Origin of the sequence: Salipaludibacillus sp. CUR1 (genome assembly GCF_021028955.1) — a bacterium.
In the GTDB taxonomy this organism is placed as follows: Bacteria; Bacillota; Bacilli; order Bacillales; family Salisediminibacteriaceae; genus Salipaludibacillus.
The window spans coordinates 81,342-100,302 of the sequence record NZ_JAIWPE010000069.1; the positions used below are offsets into that span (position 1 = coordinate 81,342).

At 41.0% G+C, this 18,961-nt stretch carries 20 protein-coding genes; 7 read left to right on the top strand and 13 right to left on the bottom strand.

From position 1 onward, the window contains the following. Positions 1–11: 11 nt before the first annotated feature. On the bottom strand, positions 12–1,307 hold the full coding sequence (locus K8O68_RS14625) for a peptidoglycan-binding protein (RefSeq protein WP_230897598.1): 1,296 nt from the start codon (positions 1,305–1,307) through the stop codon (positions 12–14). A gap of 135 nt (positions 1,308–1,442) precedes the next feature. Continuing rightward, complete coding sequence (locus K8O68_RS14630; protein WP_230897599.1) at positions 1,443–2,018, bottom strand: GNAT family N-acetyltransferase; 576 nt, start codon at positions 2,016–2,018, stop codon at positions 1,443–1,445. Positions 2,019–2,374: 356 nt separating this feature from the next. Here K8O68_RS14630 and map point away from each other — a divergent pair, with 356 nt between their 5' ends. The 7 genes from map to K8O68_RS14665 all read left to right on the top strand — a co-directional run bounded on the left by map (position 2,375) and on the right by K8O68_RS14665 (position 7,914). After that, the gene (map, locus tag K8O68_RS14635; protein ID WP_230897600.1) at positions 2,375–3,145 is read left to right on the top strand and encodes a type I methionyl aminopeptidase; all 771 of its coding nucleotides are present in this window, start codon (positions 2,375–2,377) and stop codon (positions 3,143–3,145) included. A gap of 319 nt (positions 3,146–3,464) precedes the next feature. Continuing rightward, complete coding sequence (locus K8O68_RS14640; protein ID WP_230897601.1) at positions 3,465–3,914, top strand: hypothetical protein; 450 nt, start codon at positions 3,465–3,467, stop codon at positions 3,912–3,914. 190 nt (positions 3,915–4,104) lie between these two features. Then, on the top strand, positions 4,105–4,965 hold the full coding sequence (locus K8O68_RS14645; protein WP_230897602.1) for an STAS domain-containing protein: 861 nt from the start codon (positions 4,105–4,107) through the stop codon (positions 4,963–4,965). Between the two features lie 107 nt (positions 4,966–5,072). Further along, positions 5,073–5,738, top strand: coding sequence for a CAP domain-containing protein (locus K8O68_RS14650; RefSeq protein ID WP_230897603.1), 666 nt, complete (start codon positions 5,073–5,075; stop codon positions 5,736–5,738). Between the two features lie 290 nt (positions 5,739–6,028). After that, complete coding sequence (locus K8O68_RS14655) at positions 6,029–6,487, top strand: GNAT family N-acetyltransferase (RefSeq protein WP_230897604.1); 459 nt, start codon at positions 6,029–6,031, stop codon at positions 6,485–6,487. An 83-nt stretch (positions 6,488–6,570) separates the two neighbouring features. Beyond that, positions 6,571–7,428 carry a GNAT family N-acetyltransferase gene (locus tag K8O68_RS14660; protein ID WP_230897605.1) on the top strand — a complete coding sequence of 286 codons (858 nt, stop codon included), beginning with the start codon at positions 6,571–6,573 and terminating at the stop codon, positions 7,426–7,428. 165 nt (positions 7,429–7,593) lie between these two features. Then, positions 7,594–7,914, top strand: coding sequence for a hypothetical protein (locus K8O68_RS14665; protein WP_230897606.1), 321 nt, complete (start codon positions 7,594–7,596; stop codon positions 7,912–7,914). Positions 7,915–8,767: 853 nt separating this feature from the next. Here the strand turns inward: K8O68_RS14665 and splB are convergent. From splB to K8O68_RS14720, 11 genes are all read right to left on the bottom strand, one after another. Continuing rightward, entirely contained in the window at positions 8,768–9,796 is a 1,029-nt protein-coding gene (gene splB, locus K8O68_RS14670; protein ID WP_230897607.1) for a spore photoproduct lyase, read from the bottom strand. Then, positions 9,793–10,071: a transcriptional regulator SplA domain-containing protein gene (locus K8O68_RS14675; protein ID WP_230897608.1), complete on the bottom strand. Its 279-nt coding sequence runs from the start codon at positions 10,069–10,071 to the stop codon at positions 9,793–9,795. The genes splB and K8O68_RS14675 overlap by 4 nt, the downstream gene beginning before the upstream one ends. Positions 10,072–10,202: 131 nt before the next feature. Next, the gene (locus tag K8O68_RS14680; RefSeq protein ID WP_093048296.1) at positions 10,203–10,547 is read right to left on the bottom strand and encodes a phasin family protein; all 345 of its coding nucleotides are present in this window, start codon (positions 10,545–10,547) and stop codon (positions 10,203–10,205) included. 30 nt (positions 10,548–10,577) lie between these two features. Then, positions 10,578–12,215: an ABC1 kinase family protein gene (locus tag K8O68_RS14685; protein ID WP_230897609.1), complete on the bottom strand. Its 1,638-nt coding sequence runs from the start codon at positions 12,213–12,215 to the stop codon at positions 10,578–10,580. 169 nt (positions 12,216–12,384) lie between these two features. Next, positions 12,385–13,800 (bottom strand): PTS system trehalose-specific EIIBC component, encoded by a 1,416-nt coding sequence (gene treP / locus K8O68_RS14690; RefSeq protein ID WP_230897610.1) that lies wholly within the window; start codon positions 13,798–13,800, stop codon positions 12,385–12,387. Between the two features lie 168 nt (positions 13,801–13,968). After that, positions 13,969–14,979 carry an ABC transporter permease subunit gene (locus tag K8O68_RS14695; protein ID WP_230897611.1) on the bottom strand — a complete coding sequence of 337 codons (1,011 nt, stop codon included), beginning with the start codon at positions 14,977–14,979 and terminating at the stop codon, positions 13,969–13,971. Continuing rightward, positions 14,969–15,844 carry an ABC transporter ATP-binding protein gene (locus K8O68_RS14700; protein ID WP_230897612.1) on the bottom strand — a complete coding sequence of 292 codons (876 nt, stop codon included), beginning with the start codon at positions 15,842–15,844 and terminating at the stop codon, positions 14,969–14,971. Before K8O68_RS14700 ends, K8O68_RS14695 begins: the two co-directional genes overlap by 11 nt. Next, positions 15,834–16,229, bottom strand: a complete 396-nt coding sequence (locus K8O68_RS14705; RefSeq protein WP_230897613.1) for a GntR family transcriptional regulator — start codon at positions 16,227–16,229, stop codon at positions 15,834–15,836. Before K8O68_RS14705 ends, K8O68_RS14700 begins: the two co-directional genes overlap by 11 nt. A gap of 222 nt (positions 16,230–16,451) precedes the next feature. After that, positions 16,452–17,207: an ATP-binding cassette domain-containing protein gene (locus K8O68_RS14710; protein ID WP_230897614.1), complete on the bottom strand. Its 756-nt coding sequence runs from the start codon at positions 17,205–17,207 to the stop codon at positions 16,452–16,454. Continuing rightward, positions 17,204–17,902 carry an ABC transporter permease gene (locus tag K8O68_RS14715; protein ID WP_230897615.1) on the bottom strand — a complete coding sequence of 233 codons (699 nt, stop codon included), beginning with the start codon at positions 17,900–17,902 and terminating at the stop codon, positions 17,204–17,206. Before K8O68_RS14715 ends, K8O68_RS14710 begins: the two co-directional genes overlap by 4 nt. A 21-nt stretch (positions 17,903–17,923) precedes the next feature. After that, positions 17,924–18,772, bottom strand: coding sequence for an ABC transporter substrate-binding protein (locus tag K8O68_RS14720; protein WP_230897616.1), 849 nt, complete (start codon positions 18,770–18,772; stop codon positions 17,924–17,926). Positions 18,773–18,961: the final 189 nt, after the last annotated feature.

Here is an 18,961-nt window from a genome sequence, read left to right on the forward strand (position 1 = left end):
TAATGTTAGATTTATGGTGTTTCTACAACAGTTACTTCTACGTCACGACGGCCAAATTCAAGTGCTTCTTCTTTAGTAGCCACGTGGAGGTCAATACGGTTACCCTGGATAGCTCCTCCAATGTCGCCGGCTACAGCCTGTCCATATCCTTCAACTTCTACGATAGATCCTAAAGGAATAACATTAGGGTCTACTGCTACTACTTTTTTATCAGGATTATTTCTTAAGTCCTGGCCTGTATAAGTGATGCCTGTGCAGCCTTCACAGAAAGCAGTGTAAGCAGTTGCTTCCATTGTTAGTGTTTCTCCGTCAGCTCCTTCAGAAGCAGTTTCTTCTGTGGACTGTTCAGTCTGTTCAGCTTCTTCAATTGCTTCTTCAGAAGTCTCTTCTGTGGCTTCTTCAGTTGATCCTGCATCAGCTGTTTCAGTTGATGCTTCGGCGGATTCTTCAGCAGCCTCTTCAGCAGCTTCAGTTTCAGTTACATCAGAAGATTCTTCAGTTGCTTCTTCTGCAGATTCCTCTGTAGCTTCCTCAGTTGTTTCTTCTGTTGCTTCTTCAGTAGCTTCCTCAGTTGTTTCTTCAGTAGCTTCTTCAGTAGCTTCTTCAGTTGTTTCTTCAGTAGCTTCTTCTGTTGCTTCTTCAGTTACTTCTTCAGTAGCCTCTTCTGTTGCTTCTTCAGTTACTTCTTCAGTAGCCTCTTCAGTTGCTTCTTCTGTAGATTCTGTGGCTTCTGCAGAATCAGTTCCTTGACTGGCAGAGCCATATTTTCCAAGTTGTTCATATAAAGCAGCGTAAGTATAAGGTCCTGCTACACCTTCTTCGTCTTGAACACCTTCATCGTTCTGCAAGTCAATAACTGCTTGTTCAGTTACCGGACCAAAAATTCCGTCTACACCAAAGTTATAATACCCAAGTGCTTCAAGGTCTTCCTGAAGGTTTGTAACAAGTTCACCTTCATCTCCTTTTTCAAGACCGGAAAGCGCTCCAACTGTCTGATTACCAGCAACTCCATCGACTAACAGGCCGTATTTTTGCTGGAATTGTCTAACGGCATTTTCTGTAGCGGAAGTATAAACGCTGCTCCATGCGCCTGTTTCCGGTTCTCCAAATATGCCATTCTCAGAGAGTAAATCTTTAAGTTCCAGAACATGCTCGTTGGATTGACCAGTATATAGTAACTTTTCGCCAAACTCTTTCCCATCTCCTCCAGCGGCATCAACCTGGGCACCTGAAAATAAAACGGCGCCTGCTGCTACTGCAGAAATTCCCAGTCTTTGAAAAGACCGGATTGTCTTATTCGTTTTCATCGAAAGAAAACCTCCTTCATGTGATTCTTTCTTCTTCAACGATGCCTATCGTATCAACACGCACATGAAGGTTCAAGGGTTTTCCATGTTATTTAATCTTTTGCAAAACACTTGTCAATGTCTGCAATCTCTCTGTCATTTATTAGAGAATTTCTCATTATTCACCAACAATTCTTCGTTAATCTGATGCCACTCCTTGTCGAGTATGCTCATTTCGTACATACCCCAGTAATTATCCCCTATTCTTCTGTAATCTCTAAAGTATCCTTCTGTTTTAAATCCGTATTTTGAATAAATTTTTTTAGCATGAAGGTTATTGTCAAAGACACCTAATGACACACGGTGTAATAGAAGCTCTTCAAAAGCAAACCGGAGCAGCTCGTGAAGGATATAAGGTGTAAAGCCTTTATTACGGGAGGCCGTTTCTCCAATGAGGACTTTTCCCAGACGGGCAGACCTGTGATAATAATCTGTTTTTCTTAACGCAATGTGGCCAATAGCCCGTCCGGAGTTCAGATCTTCTACCGTAAAAATAAAGTCTGGGCTCCCCGGGAAGTTAGCTTTTTGTATATATTGCTTTAATTGTTCATCCGTTATAGGAAACTCAAAAGTCACCCCTCCCCATTTCAGAAGAAACTCGGGCGATGTACAGTTGAGCCAATTTTTTAGTAAAGGAAAATGATTTTCAGTAAATGGTATAAGCTTGATCATAGGTCCCCCTGTTTTAAGTAAAAGTAATATAACAATAACAACATATAATTTTCCGGTAAACTTAATTTTCAAAACCGAAGCGTGTCCAATTAATTATAAACCAAATAATGGGGGGTCTGTCCCCCCATTAATTCCCAAATGTTATCAACTGGGTGAATGTCAGCATTTTTTAAGTGTACATCTAAGTGTTGAAGTGGGTAAGCCGATATTGGTATGATAAGTCTTGGTAAAGCAGTTTATCAACTGACTGAGGTTCACAGGACGGTCTGTTCAAGAATAGTTTATTCTGTGAGAAATTAGGATGCTTATTAGGAATAAACAGTAAAAACATAACTTTATAAAAAGGAGACCTTGTAATGATTCAACGTAAATCCGAACGTGAAATTGAACTAATGAAAGAAGCTGGCAAACTTGTGGCGAGCCTGCATCGGAAGCTGGCGACCATGGTTCAGCCTGGAATAACCACCATGGAACTGGATGAGTTTGTGGAGAAGACTTTAAAAAAATTCGGGGCAACAGCTGCACAGAAGGGTTATCATGGTTATGAATACGCCACATGCGCCTCTGTTAATGATGAAATATGCCACGGCTTTCCCCGTAAAAAGCCGCTAAAAGAAGGGGATCTTCTCACGATGGATTTTGTAGTTGACTTGAATGGGGGGTTAGCTGATTCAGCCTGGACCTATCCTGTTGGGGAAGTATCTGAAGATATTAAACAATTAAACCGCGTGACCAAAGAAGCGCTGTATAAAGGAATTGAAGCGGCCAAGTCAGGAAACCGGGTTGGGGATATTGGAGCTGCTATCCAGTCATATGTGGAACCTTATGGCTATGGAATTGTCAGGGATTTTGCAGGCCACGGGATCGGGCCGACCATTCATGAAGAACCAAATATTCCGCATTTCGGACAGCCTGGGAGGGGGAAAAGACTGAAAGAAGGAATGGCTATTACGATTGAACCGATGATTAACATGGGAGTATGGCAATCAAAAATGGATGATAACGGTTGGACAGCCAGAACTCAGGACGGTTCGATATCCACCCAATATGAACACACGCTGGTTATAACGAATGACAAACCGATCATTACTACAGACCAAAGTCAGCCGGGTCTGTTTGATTTGTAAAAAAGAAGATATAAAGCGGCTTGGCCGGCCAGTTCACAGATAAGCTTCTTTATTACTTGCCGGGAATACAGAAGATTTTATTAGCCAGGGGCGGGTTCTTGTACTTTATGATCCTTTTCACACTTTGAACCACACAAAAGAATAAAGAAGTCACTCCTTTTAAATGAGTGTCTTCTTTTGTGTTGTTTTAAAAAAGGAGCGAGCGATTATTATTATACTCCATTTCTTATCTTTACTTAAGGTTTTTGCTATATAGGCAAGCACCATGGTTTTCAGTCTTTCATAGTCTGTATTGAAAGATAGGAAAGGAGAGGCTATTGTGTACAATCGACAAATTTTCAACTGGCTATTCCCCTCTCAACCAGGCCAATTTGGTACGGGATTTGGAGGTTTAGGTTCTTTATTTGGATTTGGGCCTCCGGGCCCGCCGCCAGGGCCGGGGTTTGGCCCTCCGGGAGGCCCTCCGCCGGGACCGGGATTTGGCCCGCCAGGAGGTCCACCGCCGGGACCGCCTCCAGGCCCGCCACCTGCGACACCGCCACCGACAGGCCCAGAGGGAATAGGAGTGTTCGCAGTAGACCCGGGAGCTTTTCGAAGGTGTTTGTACCGGTACACCTACGTCGTCTTAGTTGACGGCCGGCGTTTCTGGTTCTGGCCTACCTTTATAGGCCGCACTTCTGTGGCAGGCTACCGCTGGAGACCAAGGCAATTCAGATGGGTGTATTTTGGCATTGATGCAAACCAGATCAGATCCTTTCAATGTACGTAGGACGATCCAAAAAATGGGGGGACTGTCCCCCCATTTTTTGGGAAATATTCTTTAGAATTGTAAGACAGGATGTTAACTTACAGTAAAAGAAAACATTACAATGTTTTCTTTTTAAAAAACAGGTTTTAAAGTGAGTCAGCTGTGGTAAATTAATATGATAGAGAATTCAACAAAATGGGAGGCATTCAAAATGGCGGGGGATTTTATTGCAACACTTGGTCACAAAATTCTAGAAAATGAGGAAAACCTGGCCTACCGCATTAGGGACCTTTATTATGAAGAATATGAGAAAGACGCCAGAGATTTAAACGAAAAAGAGTCTCAGGACTATATGGTGGGATTATTACATAGGATAGGGAAAGCTCTATCAGAGCACAATGAACAGGAGACAAATACTTCCATTGAAGAATGGGGAGCAAAATTTGGAAAAACAGCGGTGCAATCAGGTGTAGCAATTGATAAAGCGATGCTGGGGCTCCCATTTTTCAGGAAAGTTATGGAAGAATTAATTCGTTCAGAATTTAAAAAAACTGACAGACCGGTGGAGGATTATTTTCAAGCGGTAGATTATATAAATCCCATAGTGGACCGGACAATTTATTCTTTTAGCCACGCATATGTTGAATATAATGAAGATACTTTTAAGAAGGCTAAGGAAGAATTAACGGAATTATCTGTTCCGGTTGTTCCTTTAACTAAAGAAGTTGCCATTTTACCGATTATTGGGACGATTGATACTCACCGGTCTAAAGAATTACTGGATAAATCACTTAACCGGGGACGCGAACTGGAGTTGGCGTATTTAATTGTTGATTTATCCGGGGTTGATATTATTGATACAGCTATTGCTCATAATTTATTTCAGTTAAATGACGCCTTGCGTGTAATTGGTGTGACAGCTATTTTCTCAGGGTTGAGACCGGAGCTTGCTCAAACGATCGTTAATTTAGGTATTTCATTTGAGAATATGAGAGTGGTCAGTGACCTTGAACAAGCTTTAACAGTAACTGGGCTTAAAATTAAAGAAAACAATCCAAATTTAACTATTTAAAGAAAGTATATCTGCAGCCCCCATAATTTGCTTTATGGAAATTTTTTCCCCTTTGCCAAAAGGGGTTTTTTTTATGTAATAATAATCGCCATGGAGGTGTTTCACAGATGTTAAAAAAAATCATGACATCATTTTTGGTTTTAGGTTTAGTGTTTCCTCTGTTTGTTTCAAATGCTGAAGCAAACACAACTCATCAAGTCAGATCTGGAGATACTTTATGGCTGATTTCCCTTCAATATGATCTTTCATTCTCAGATCTGTTGTCGGCTAATCGTCAAATTTCCAATCCAAATGTGATTTACCCAGGACAGCAGGTGGCCATTCCAACAAATAATAACAGCCAGGCTGCACCACAGCAAACTTCTGCAGAGCAAGTGTCCAGTCAACTTTCTCAGTTTGAAAGGGAAGTGATCCGTTTAACAAATGCAGAAAGACAAAATAGAGGATTAGCTCCTTTGCAAATTGACGAGGAAGTTTCAAAGGTTGCCAGAATAAAGTCTCAGGATATGAGGGACCGGGGATATTTTTCCCACCAGAGCCCGACATACGGAAGCCCGTTTGATATGTTAAGGAACTACGGAGTGTCTTACAGGGCGGCTGGAGAAAATATTGCAGCAGGCCAAAGAACACCTCAGCAAGTGGTTCAAGCCTGGATGAACTCCCAGGGCCACAGACAAAACATATTGAACAGCAATTATACACACATAGGTGTGGGCCATGTCCAAGGCGGCCCATACGGTCATTACTGGACGCAAATGTTTATAAGTAAATAAATAACTTTTAAAGAACCGGCTTATAATGTATGAGCCGGTTTTTTGCATGTTTGGCGCTTGCAAGTTTTACAGAAAAAGTAAGTACAATCTCCTGTCGTTTCGAAAGTTCTTTAATAAACCTCTCCAGTGTCCCGGCCGAACATTTTTTCAAAAAATATCTGTTTTCACATACATACAGGATTGAATATTTGCTGGATTTACCTAAAAAATTTAAAAATAATGGAGGAAGAAGTGGAAAAAGGTATAATAGAATAAGAGAAACTGTCGTGATAGAAAGGGTGGAAGAATCCATGTACGAATGGAAATGGATGACGAATGATGCAGCTTTGGAGATAGCAGAGTGGGAATACGAAGAACCGTATTCATTTTATAATCTGCAAAATGATGTAGATGATTTAGATGAGTTTTTAAATCCGTTCAGGTGGAACCATTATGCTGCAATTTATGAAAAAAATGAGCTGGTTGGTTTCTATACATTTAACCCTCTAAACCTTGAAGAAGTTGAGATTGGCTTAGGATTACGCCCGGATTTAACAGGGAAGGGAAAGGGAGGGCCGTTTGTGGATTATGCCCTTACGGTGGCAGTAAAATGGTACGAGCCTAAAAAACTGGTAGTAAAGGTGGCAAAATTTAATAAGAGAGCCATGGCAGTCTATGAGAAGGCAGGCTTTCAAAAGACTGACCACTTTATGCAGCATACAAACGGAGAAGATGTCCCGTTTGTACGTATGGAAAAAAAGGTTTTATAAAACGACATGGAAGATTAGAAGGATATTCTTTTGTTGTTCTTGAAGTATTTAACAGGTAAATTAAGCTGGAAGGAGGGCTAATTATGAAATTCACCCGGTATAATTCTGCCTCTCATATTTTAAATAGAGCTGAGGATTTCCTTTTGAAAAAAGAAGTGACCCATAATCTTCCTCTCGGTATACTCCGGCAATTTTCTAAAGAAGAAGAGAGATCACCGGACTATTCCAAAGGCATTTTCATGGCAGCAGGGGAAAATGATAAAGGAGAAGTGGAAGTGGTGATGGTAAGAACTCCTCCGAGAAACCTGATTATTTGTGGAACGGGCTCAGGAGTGGAAAAGGCAGCCCGCTGGTTAGCTGAGGAAGGAACGGAGCTGCCAGGAGTGGTAGGCTGCTCAAATACAGCTAAAGCTTTCTCTGAGGCATGGGCTAAATTAACATCCTGCCGAGTGGAGCAGGCTATGAAACAAAAGATTTACCAGCTCCAGGAACTTAAAAGTTTCCAAAGAAATCCCGGGAGGTTAACTTACGCAACTGAAGATGATATCGCATTAGTTTTGGCATGGACAAAAGAATTTGAAGAAGAAGCATTAGGGATAACAGAGCACCCTAACCTTGAAGAAACGGTTCGGAGGGAAATAAGGAACAATCAGGTTTATTTCTGGAGAGATGAACACTGCACGCCCGTTTCAATGGCTAAAAAAGGCAGAGAATTAAAAAACGGAGTGGTTGTTAATTTCGTTTACACTCCTGAGGAATACCAGCGGAAAGGTTATGCGACCAGTTGCGTAGGTGCCCTGAGTGAGCGTTTATTAAATGAAGGCTTCCGCTTCTGCAGTTTAAACACAGACGCTGAAAATCCTGCTTCTAATTCCATATATATGAAAATAGGCTATGAATCAGTAGGCGATGCTGCTGAATACAAATTTGTTTATAATTAGGTAACTTCACGCCAGTGAAGTTACTTATTTGTAAATTACTGGGGGGTCTGTCCCCCCAGTAATTTCCTTTATAGCACAAGCTGGATGCAAAGTGGCAAACTGGCTGTTTATAAAGTATACTGTGAATGGAATTACAGTTTCTGCAGCATCAGGAGGAATAAATCTTTGAGTAAACGAAAGAACCGAATGAGAGAAAGAATTAAAGAAGGAAGAACATCTTTTATTGTGAAAGAAGGTCTTTACCACTTCGGAATAAAATTGTGGTTATTGTATATGCTTGTAAGTTTGATCATATCTTATCAGTTTGATTTTTCTGTCATGCTTTCAACTCCCGAGCTGATAAGAAGCACAATATACCTCCTTGTTTTTCTCGCTATTGGAGCTTATTGGGGATTCATCTGGTTTCAAGTACATACATCTGAACAAAAGAGAGAAGAAGAGCTTAAAAAAGAAAAAACAGGCAAGAAAAAAAGAAAAAGCAACTGAACGACTCTCTCTTAGACCGTTCCTGTCAAAGAGACAGGAAAACTTGTAAAGCTCTGTTAAACTGCTTTAGCTCTTGAGGCTAAAGCAGTTTATTTTTTCAAAGGGGAGCAGAGAAGGGCTAAAAAAAGAGTAACAGGGAGGTAGGTGCTACCGGCGTAGCACCTATCACCTGCGACGAGTAAGCGAAAGCGGCGCAGGAGCACCAACAAACGTAGCAGGGAGAAATCAGGAGGAAACGGAAGCATAAGCAAGCTAAAAAAGAGTAACAGAGAAGTAGGTGCTACCGGTGTAGCACCTATCACCTGCGACGAGCAAGCGAAGCGGCGCAGGAGCACCTACAAACGTATCAGGGAGGAATCAGGAGGAAACGGAAGCATAAGCAAGTAACAAAAGAGTAACAGAGAAGTAGGTGCTACTGGTGTAGCACTTATCACCTGCGACGAGCAAGTGAAAGCGGCGCAGGAGCACCTACAAACGTATCAGGAAGAAATCAGAAGGAAACGGAAGCATAAGCAAGCGCAAAAAGAGTAACAGGGAGGTAGGTGCTACTGGTGTAGCACCTACAAACGTAGCAGGAAGAAATCAGGAGGAAACGGAAGCATAAGCAAGCGCAAAAAGAGTAACAGGGAGGTAGGTGCTACTGGTGTAGCACCTACAAATGTATCAGGGAGAAATCAGGAGAAAACGGCCGTATAAGCAAGTAATAAAAGAGTAACAGAGAAGTAGGTGCTACCGGTGTAGCACCTATCACCTGCGACGAGCAAGCGAAGCGGCGCAGAGGCACCAACAAAAAAAACAGGAAACCGTGAGACAGCCTGCCTTTGCTTCACGGTTTCCTGTGTTAAAGCATCTATTAGGTAAAATATTCAATGGTGGCTTCAGGGAAAAATTGCTGTTGATACTCATACAGTGTTTTTTGAATATCTTCCTGCTCGTCATTTTGGTATACGTACTTTCCAATTCCGTACTTTCCCCACTTGTACTTTCTTTTTTCCTCGTCAAGCTCCAGTTTTGTCATAGGGTAATTTTTTTGAATGACCCGCTTGGCCGGCTTTGTAAAACGGTGCTGGATCAGTTCGAATGTCAGATCATCCAGGGCATAAGCAGGGAGCTCGTCATAAAGCTTTTCAAACATCTCCTTATACCCTTTTTTCCACCCTTCGTGCAAATAAATAGGTGCAATGATAAAACCAAGAGGATAGCCGGCTTTGGCTGCTTTAGCTGCTGCGCCAATTCTTTCATTAAGAGGAGAGGTTCCTTGTTCAAAGCTTTTTATGACATAATCTGCATTGATGCTGAAACGAAAACGCGTTTTTCCTTGATGGTCCGCGTCCAGTAAGTGATCAATATGATGATACTTTGTCACAAACCGCAGTTTTCCATATTTGGACTTACCAAAGTATTCGATGGCATGTTTTAAAGAGTGTGTTAAATGGTCAATTCCTACGATATCAGACGTACATGCTGCTTCGAAACGGGTTTCTTCCGGCGCACGCTCTTTCATATATTGTTCAGCCGCCTCAAAAATTTCGTCTGTATTTACATATGTCCTTATATAAGGCTTGCTTCCCATAGTCGTTTGAAGATAACAATACTGACAGTGGCCCATACACCCGGTTGCCAGAGGAATAGCATATTCGGCTGACGGCTTGGATGTGTCAAATTTAAGTGTTTTTCTCACACCGACAACCAGTGTGGACTTTGCATTCCTGTATTTTTGTAAATCATTTTTGCCCGGGATATCTCTTACCTGATTATGGGAAGTGGTTTTTCTTATTTCAATTCCCATCTCAGTAAATTTTTTCTTCAGTTGAACCCCGGCTGGATATTCAAGTGCGCCAGGCTCTATATAAACAAGCTGAGGGACGAAAGGTTTTATCATAATCTGTATACCTCATGAATAGGGTGGAAATCCAGCTCCTCATCATTTGGATTAAAAATATCCCTGTAGACTTCTTCAGCTTCTTCATAACTTGTGAACATTGCGAAATCGTCAGTCAGAGGATAATATTCATCTCTAAAAAAAAGTGAAAGCTCCCCCGGTTGGAAAGGATTATCTACAATATAAGCTTCCTGGATATGAGCAACAGATTGTGTATGGGGGTTACGTTGAATAATATAAACCGTGTCTCCGGCGTGGAGTTTTTCAATAGTCATTTTCACCCTCCTTTACTTTAAGCAGTCTTTATAAATATAGCTTGACAGCAAAGGTACGGGAATATTCAAGGAAAAATTTCACCTTCTTGTCATCATAAAAAAAAGCAGCAGTCCGGGAGACTGCTGCTTAATTAAAATTCGCTTTGATTGTCATCATTCGTTTGTTTGTTATCGTGTTCCAGCTGCATGATTTTCTGCTCAAGTACTTCTACTTTTTGTTTGAGCTGTAAATGCTCGTCTCTTGAGACAATGTTTAAATCTTCCATGACTGAACGCATTCTCTCTTTAGAGCGGGTAGACCATTGTTCTTCCGTTTCCTCTCCTTTTTTCAAGAGGGATTGATATAATTCATCTGCCTCTTTAGGAGTCACTTTCCCTTTCGATAAAAGATCGTCAATATACTTTTCCACTTTTTCCTTGCTTGATACGGCAGCACCTAATCCTAATAAAAAACCTGTTTTCAGTAAATTGCTCATTTGATAGCCCTCCTTAAAATAATTTCCCGCTTATCTTCGGAATTTATCCACCCAGCGTTTATGCAAGATAAACGTTAAGATACTTATTGTAAATGAAATAATTGTCAGAACTGACGTGACGAGCAGAAGATAAGAATGCGCCATTATAATAGAAACCAATAAAAATACTAAAGACAGCAGAAAAGTTAAAGCTGAAATACCGGCCATCATCAACTGGCGCTGATGGTCAAATTGTCTCCATTGCCGGCGTTCTTCCGATCTTCTCTGATAAGTTGGAGCTTCAAGCCACTCATTTATATTACGGGGAAGCGATAGTAAAGGTTTCGCTGAATCCTTAATAACCTGCATTTTAAGGCTTCCCGGATCTTCATTGTTTTCTTCAAGCCACTGTGTGACAACAGGTTTTCCCAAAGCCATAAAATCTATGTCAGGATCGATAATCGTCAAGACACCCAGTCCTATTGAAGCGGCCCGGCCGAGAAAAGCAAATTCGGCAGGAAGCTGGATAGGCTGTTCGTGGACAATTTCCTGAAGGTCCCTGAAAATTTCCTGAACCACTTCTTCATCGAGCTGTTTAATATCCTGTTCCAAATACATATCCACGTAAGTTCTCAGTAATGACTGAAGCTTGTATTTATTTGCATGGGGAAGGAGGAAGCCAAGCTCCTGCAACTGGCTTATTACCAGTTCATAGTCATCAAGAACAAACCCTTGGATCATTTTTCTGATTTGCTGTGTTTCTTCCCTTGAAATTTCACCCACCATGCCAAAATCTATAATAACAATCATACCATCTTTTGTTATAAGAATATTTCCCTGATGGGGATCTGCATGAAACATTCCGTAATCCAGCAGCTGGTCGACGAAAAACTGAAATACTCTGCGGGCAGCTTCTTTCCGGTCAAGCTGATTCTCTTTTAAAAAGGAGATATCAGTCACTTTTCTTCCTTCCATCCACTCCATGACCAGCACTTTACGTGTAGAGTATTCTTCATAAAACTGGGGGATATAATAATCATTACTGTCATGAAACCTTTTCTGGAAATACTGGCCGTTTTTTAATTCTTTAGCGTAATTGAGCTCATTGCCGATAATGGTAACGACTTCTTTATAGAGGGCTTTCCCATCTATCTCTTTTCCGAATTTTGTAAAGGTACTTGTTATCCATAAAACAATGCGTAACGCCTTAAAATCCGTATGAATAATTTTTTTAATATTATGGCGCTGAATTTTAATGGCTACTTCCTGGCCGTTAGTCAATCTGCCTTTGTACACTTCTCCAATTGAAGCGGAAGCTACGGGTTTATCGCTTAGCTCCGATAAATAATTTTCGATGGGCTGACCCCATTCGTCTTCCAGAATCTTTTTGGATATGTCAGCAGGAACAGGGGGGACCTGGTCGATGAGCCCGGAAAGCTCTTTTAAAAATACTTCCGGCATAATATCCGCTCTTGTACTCAGAAACTGCCCGACTTTAATCATCAAGCCTTCCAGTTTAATCGCTTTTTCCCTATATTCTTCAGCTTGTTTTTTTAGAAGCTCTTCCCATTTTTCCTGAGTTTGGGCATCCCATGTTTTATTTCTTTTGTTAAAAAAATAAAGTTGAACGACAAATTTTATAAACATTCCTACAATAACAATTATACGATATAATGAGAAGTTTTTCACAATGATCCTCCCTGTCAGACATAAACTGGATCTGTAACTAAATAATAACGCTCTCTTTTAAACTTTGTATACCCCTTTAAGAAAGAATGTATGTCAAAAAAAGAAAGGCCCTTCAGGAAAGGGCCAATAAAAAGCGGCTCTGCCTGAAAGCAGAGCCGCACATAATGACTTAAACTTCTTCTTTAGAAACAAATTTTCCATAGAGGTAAGTTAAAGTGAAAGGCACAATAAGCACAATAAACATACCTATGAAAAATGGCACCCAGTCTTGAGGGAAGATAGATAAGAAGGCAGGGATTCCGCCAACGCCAATGGCTGAGGCTAATACCCCACTGATTGAAATAAACGTTCCGGCAATTGCTGAACCAATGATGGCACAGACGAACGGATACCTGTACCGGATATTAACCCCGAACATAGCAGGTTCCGTAACACCTAAATAAGCTGATACAGCTGATGTACCTGAAAGCCCTTTGAGATTTTCACTTCGAGACACAAACATCATTGCTAATGCGGCAGAACCCTGAGCGATATTGGATAAAGCAAGGATCGGCCATAAGAACGTTCCGTCGCCAGTTCCTGTGAGCTGCAGGTCGACAGCAAGAAAGGCGTGGTGCATTCCAGTGATAACTAAAGGTGCGTACATGATACCGTAAACTAAACCGCCTAAAGCAGGAAGAACATCAAACAACCATACAAATCCGCCGGTAATCCCGTTACCTAACGCAAATGTCAGTGGACCAATAGCGACAAAAGTGATAAATCCGGTAGCTAAAAGTGCCACTGGAGCTACAACAAGGAGCTGGATAGAATCAGGAACCCGTTTTCGAAGGAAAAGTTCGATCTTAGATAAAATATAAGAAGCGAATAAAACAGGTAATACTTGTCCTTGATAGCCTATTGCTTCAACTTCCAGGCCAAACAGATTCCACATTGGCACGTCGCCGGCAGCCTGCGCATCTGCATAAGCCCAGGCATTCAACAAGTCAGGGTGAACCATAATTAAACCAAGAACAATACCGAGCAGGTCGCTGCCCCCGAAACGCCTCACTGCTGACCAGCCGATCAAAGCGGGGAGGAAAGCAAAGGCTGCGCTTGCAATGATATTAATAATTTCAGCCATATCCGCCCATTGCGGATACACTTCGATAAGTGCTTCGTCAAAGAAAATACCTTCACCGGTTAAAATATTATTTAAACCAAGTAATAAACCAGCAGTTACAATGGCAGGTAAAATAGGTATAAAAATATCAGCTAATGTTTTGACCGCTTTTTGAAAAGGATTCATTTTTTTGGAACCTGCGGACTTCACATCATCTTTGGAAGATTCACCGATATCAGTCATTGCAACCAGTTCCCGGTAAACCTGATCAACAGTTCCTTGTCCAATAATCACCTGAAACTGTCCGTTTGTGGAAAAAGACCCTTTAACGATATCAATAGATTCGAGCTTTTCAGAATCAACTTTAGATTCGTCTTTTAAAGCAAATCGAAGTCTTGTCACACAATGAGTGGCTTTATCAACGTTTTCTTCTCCTCCAATAGCTTCCAGGAGTTCACGAACTTGCCGTTCGTATTTTTGCATAAATTACCCTCCTAAATAAATCGTTTACATTAATAACAAGAACATGTATATACAAATATCTTAACTATCTCCATTATAATTTGTATATACATGTTTTGCAACCGTTTTATTTATATGAAATTTACTGGAAAAACCCCTGGCTGCCGCAGGCACTTGGAGATGAAATAATTAAGGTTTTCCATAAAATTGAATATTCATTGTGACAATCCGCCTTCCAATCAGTAAAGCAAACAATAAAAATGTAGTAAACCCGATCCAATACGCAATTACCCTTAAAGCATCCGCGCTCCATGGGGCCAGCGCAGAGACAATCATTCCGCCTGCCAAAGAAATACCTATTGTTATACCTGTAAGAAATACAGGATTCAGCACTTTAAAAATTAAAAATTCTCCATTATGTTCAATTTTATTTTTTTCGTAAAGGTAAGTACTCAGCCAAAGAAAAAGCCCGGTAAAAATTAACGGAAGCACGACCGACTGTATCTCTCCTGACTGATTAAAAACATAGTGGAACGGGGTTAAATAATTAATCCAGTCCGGCAAGCTGAAAATATATCGGAAATGAACTTCTGTAAAAGATTGAATTAATGCAAACACCCCTTGAGGCAAGAAACCCAACAGGAAGGTCAGTCCGACCTGGGAGATCATTTCCCCTGTAAAGGTTCCAATCAATAGAGCGAAAGTAAAAAACATTATAAATCCTAAAAGCGGGCCCCAGAAAATTTCAATCCAGGAAACGAGATAAAGGGCAGTCGAATAATCCGACTGATAAATAATAAAAAAAGCTGTAAAAAAATTAATAACATGAAAGAAAAAAATGGCTGAAATCCCATAAAGCCACTTAGCTAAAAATAAATCTTTTCTCGAAAAAGGCAGTGAAAAAGTGAAATCGTTTCTTCTTGTATTCCTTTCTAATCCAATGAGCAAACATGCTAAAGCAATAATAGAAAAAGATAAAAAGACAGGGAGAGTGCCTTGGGAAAATATTTGCAATACATCCCATTTTTGAACTTCATACACATATCCTTCTGCTTGATTGGCTTGTTCCTCTCTCTCTTTCCACGTTTCGAGTGAAAGAACTGACTGAAAAGGCATATGAATAATGAATAAAGTAAGAATAATCCATATAATCATCCTGGTTTGTTTATAATTCTGATACCAGAGAGCTTTATGAAACATGGCTGACACCGCCTAATTTAGCCACAAAAATGTCCTCAAGTAATAATGGCAGCTCTTCAAAGAGAAGGGGTTCTGTTTCTTCAATCATATGTTGTATCTTTGGATCATTTCTATCCATTATTACTGTGTAAACTCTTCCTGTCTGATCCAATATAGTAACCTCTTTTTTCAGGTTTTGAGGCATCGTTTCTTTGAAAACAAGCTGAACCTTTTTATACATTTCTTTCATTTCTTCAATTTCATATAGGCTGTCTACTTTTCCGTCTTTAATCATAATTATTTTATTTGCCATGAATTCCAACTCATCCAGTCTGTGTGAGGATATAATGATTGACACGTCTTTTGCGGCTACTTCTTCGATCAGAATTTGCAGCACCTGTTTTTTAACAATGACATCCAGCCCGTCAGTCGGTTCATCAAGCAATATATACCTGGCGCCTGTCGAGAAAGCAATGATAAGGGAGAAAAGTGCCTTCATACCCTTAGAATAAGCACCTGTTTTTTTGACAGAGGGAAGGGAAAAGCGTTCCATTAATCCATAAAAATACTCTTCATCAAACTTTGGATAAATATTTTTGTAAAGGGTTAAAATTTCCTTTGTGCTGTAATTTTTAAAAGCTTCCGAAGAATCCGGCACGAATATAACTTGTTCTTTTATTTGCGGTTTTTTAAATATACTGTAACCATCAATTGTCACATCGCCTTTAGTTGGGTCTAGGATTCCGGTCATGGTGCGTAAAAGAGTTGTTTTTCCTGCCCCATTTCTTCCGATTACGCCTATAATACTTCCTGTTTCAATTGAGAAATTAATATCTGACAAAATGTATTTGCCATGAATGGTTTTCGACACGCGGCTAATTTTCATCTGTTTTTCCCTCCATTTCTTCATATACCTCTTCCAATAATTCAATAAGCTCTTTTTTGGAATAGCCTGCGTAATAATTTTCAATGACTGCTTCCTTTAAAAACTCTCTGATCGCCTTTAATCTGCCCGGGTCGATTGTACGGTCTGTTTCTTTGGAAATAAATGTTCCACGGCCGCGGACGGTAACGATGATCCCTTGCCGTTCCAGTTCCTGGTAAGCTTTACTGACCGTATTCGGGTTTATAACCATATGTGAAGATAGTTCTCTTACAGAGGGCAGCCTTTCATCAGGGATAAGCAACCCTTTGGCGCACATCTCTTTAACTTGTTGAATGATTTGTTCATATAAAGGAGCATTACTTTTTGTGTCTATATGAAAAAACATTACTGTCACCGCCTTTAATTAACAGGTGCCTTAACAGAAACACCTGAAAGTGTATTATGGAGATTAGTACACTTTCAGTCTAAAGAGGGACAAATAACGGCGTCAAGAAAAATTTAATGAGGGGAGGAGAGTATCTGAAGGGCGATAATAATGTGAGGGTTGCTTGAAAGGATAGGGGCCTATCCGCCCTGTAAGCAGCAGTAGAAGGGGACAGGAAACGGATTAGTAAAAAGTAAAGGCCTGGTTTTGACGGGCTTTTTTCCAAGGAAAAAGGAATTTATTTAAGTCAGAGGAAGGGTTCTGGAATACAGTTTTTGCATGACCTTGATCAGCTACTTTTCCTTTATGTATAAACATAAAATAACTGGCGAGAAATTCTATTTCGGTTAAATCATGGCTAATCATAAAGGCCGTAGTCTTAGTTTCGGTTAATACGTCGCGTAAGGTGTCCAGCATATGCATTTTTGCAGGCACATCGAGGGCAGAGAATGGTTCATCTAAAAATAATACTTCTGGCTCCAGTACAAAAGCACGGGCAAGGTTCATCCTCTGTGCTTCTCCTCCGGAAAGGTTATGGGCTTTCTCCTGCGAAAGGTGGGAAAGGTTAAACCGGGCAAGCCACTCCATCACCCGAAGGCGTTGTTCTTTTGGGGAAACTTTCCGGAGTTTCAAACCGATTGCCACGTTATCATAAACTGTACCGACGAACCGGTAAGAGTGCTGAAACACACACGCCCATTGCCTTCTTATATGAAGCTGCGGTTTTTTCAGGTTAATTTCATTTCCCTGGTATGTGATACTGCCGTCTGATGGAAGTTCAAGCAGGCTGAGAGCGTTTAAGAGTGTAGATTTTCCGGCTCCGTTTTCACCCATGATGCCAATAACTTCGCCTTTTTGGACATCAAGAGCTTCAAGAGAGATAATTGTTTTACCGGATTTCTTACATACAATATTTCTGAATTCCATTAGCGGGGTCATACAGAGGCCTCCTTTTGCTGAAGTCTTAACAATATAAAGGTAAGGGCAAGCGCAATAGTCATTAGAATGAAAGAAAGAGCAAGGGCAATCTCAAAGTTGCCCCGCGATACCTCCATCACCATAGCAGTGGTAAGAATCCTTGTCTGCCCCTGCAAATTGCCGCCGACCATCATAGCCGCCCCTACTTCAGCTAATACTCTGCCAAGACCAGCCATTACTGCGGCCCATAAACCGAATTGAGCCTGCTTCAAATAGAGCTGTAAACTTTGAATTTTCGTAGGAGCCAGGGCTTTCAGTTGCAGCCTTGTCCCTTTGTCAATTTTTTTAAAAGATGAGTAAGATAAAGAAATTAGGATTGGGAGTGAAACGACAATTTGAGCGAGTACGATGGCATTTGTTGTAAACAGCCATTGCCATTCACCGAGGGGGCCGGATCTCCACAGAAACATGGTCACCCATAATCCGGCCACTACAGGGGGAAGACCCATGCCTGCATGGCTTAACAGCAGAACGGCTTTTTTCCCGGGAAAAGATTTAAAAGCTAAAAGCATGCCGACAGGTACACCTAGAATTGTACTGATCAGAGTTGAAAAAAGGCACACTTGCAGCGTGAGCCAGGTTATCTGGAGCACCTCACGATCAGCTGATAAAATCATGTGAACAGCTTCAATAATACCTCTCCAGATTAATTCCACTCTCGGCACCTCCTGCGTCTGTCAGTCTATTAAATGTGGGAAGAATAAAGGCTCTCCCCATTCGTCTATTCCGTAATTTTTTATTATCATCTGAGTATCGTCCCGTACAAAGAATGATACAAATGCTTCGCCAGCCTGAGCATTAATCTGATCTGACAAGTCAGGGTTTACCTGCATCACATGGTAAATGTTTTCCAGTGACTGGTCGCCTTCCACTAAAAAAGAAAGAGGATCCAGCACATCTTTTAAATAAAGGAATGTCCCGCGATCTGACAGGGTGTAACCATCTTTTTCCGCAGTTATTCTGAGTGTATCTCCCATACCTTGTCCTGTTTCCTCATAAGCCTCAAAATCAGGTTCTACCTGCGCACTCTCCCATAAATCCAGTTCTTTAAAATGCGTTCCTGAATCGTCACCTCTGGAATAGAAAGAGTGGTTATTGTCTGCAATAGATGACAAGGCCTCATCAACAGGTAAACTGTTTATATTCGCCGGATCATCCTCAGGTCCTAATATCACAAAGTCGTTATGCATGACTCTATGACGGTTAATTACTGCTCCTTCCTCCTCCAGGACTTCTTCCTGAGCAGGGGCATGAACGAGCAGTACATCAGCTTCTCCATTTTCGCCCATCGCTAACGCCTGGCCTGAGCCGACTGAAATAATTTTAACATCCGTGCCCGTTTCTTCTTCAAATACAGGAACAAGTTCATCCAGCAACCCACTGTCATATGTACTGGTAGTAGTAGCTAAAATCATCTGACCGCCAATGTCATCAGATTCCCCGCTTGCATTTTCTTCACTGTTCGCACAGCCTGCCAAAACTGATAAGGCAACCATGCCTATCATACACTTTGAAACTTGTTTCATCAGTTGTCCCCCGCTCTTCGAAATTTAACACTTCACACTTCCACAGCCGTAATAAGGCCACGTCCGGGCCAGGAGTAAAGCGTGAGATCTATTAAATTTTCTCATAAATAAAGCGGCCTTTCCATCAAATCTTTGACAATTCAGCTAATATCTGTACTTAAGTTAGCGAATTAACGGAACGCTGTTATT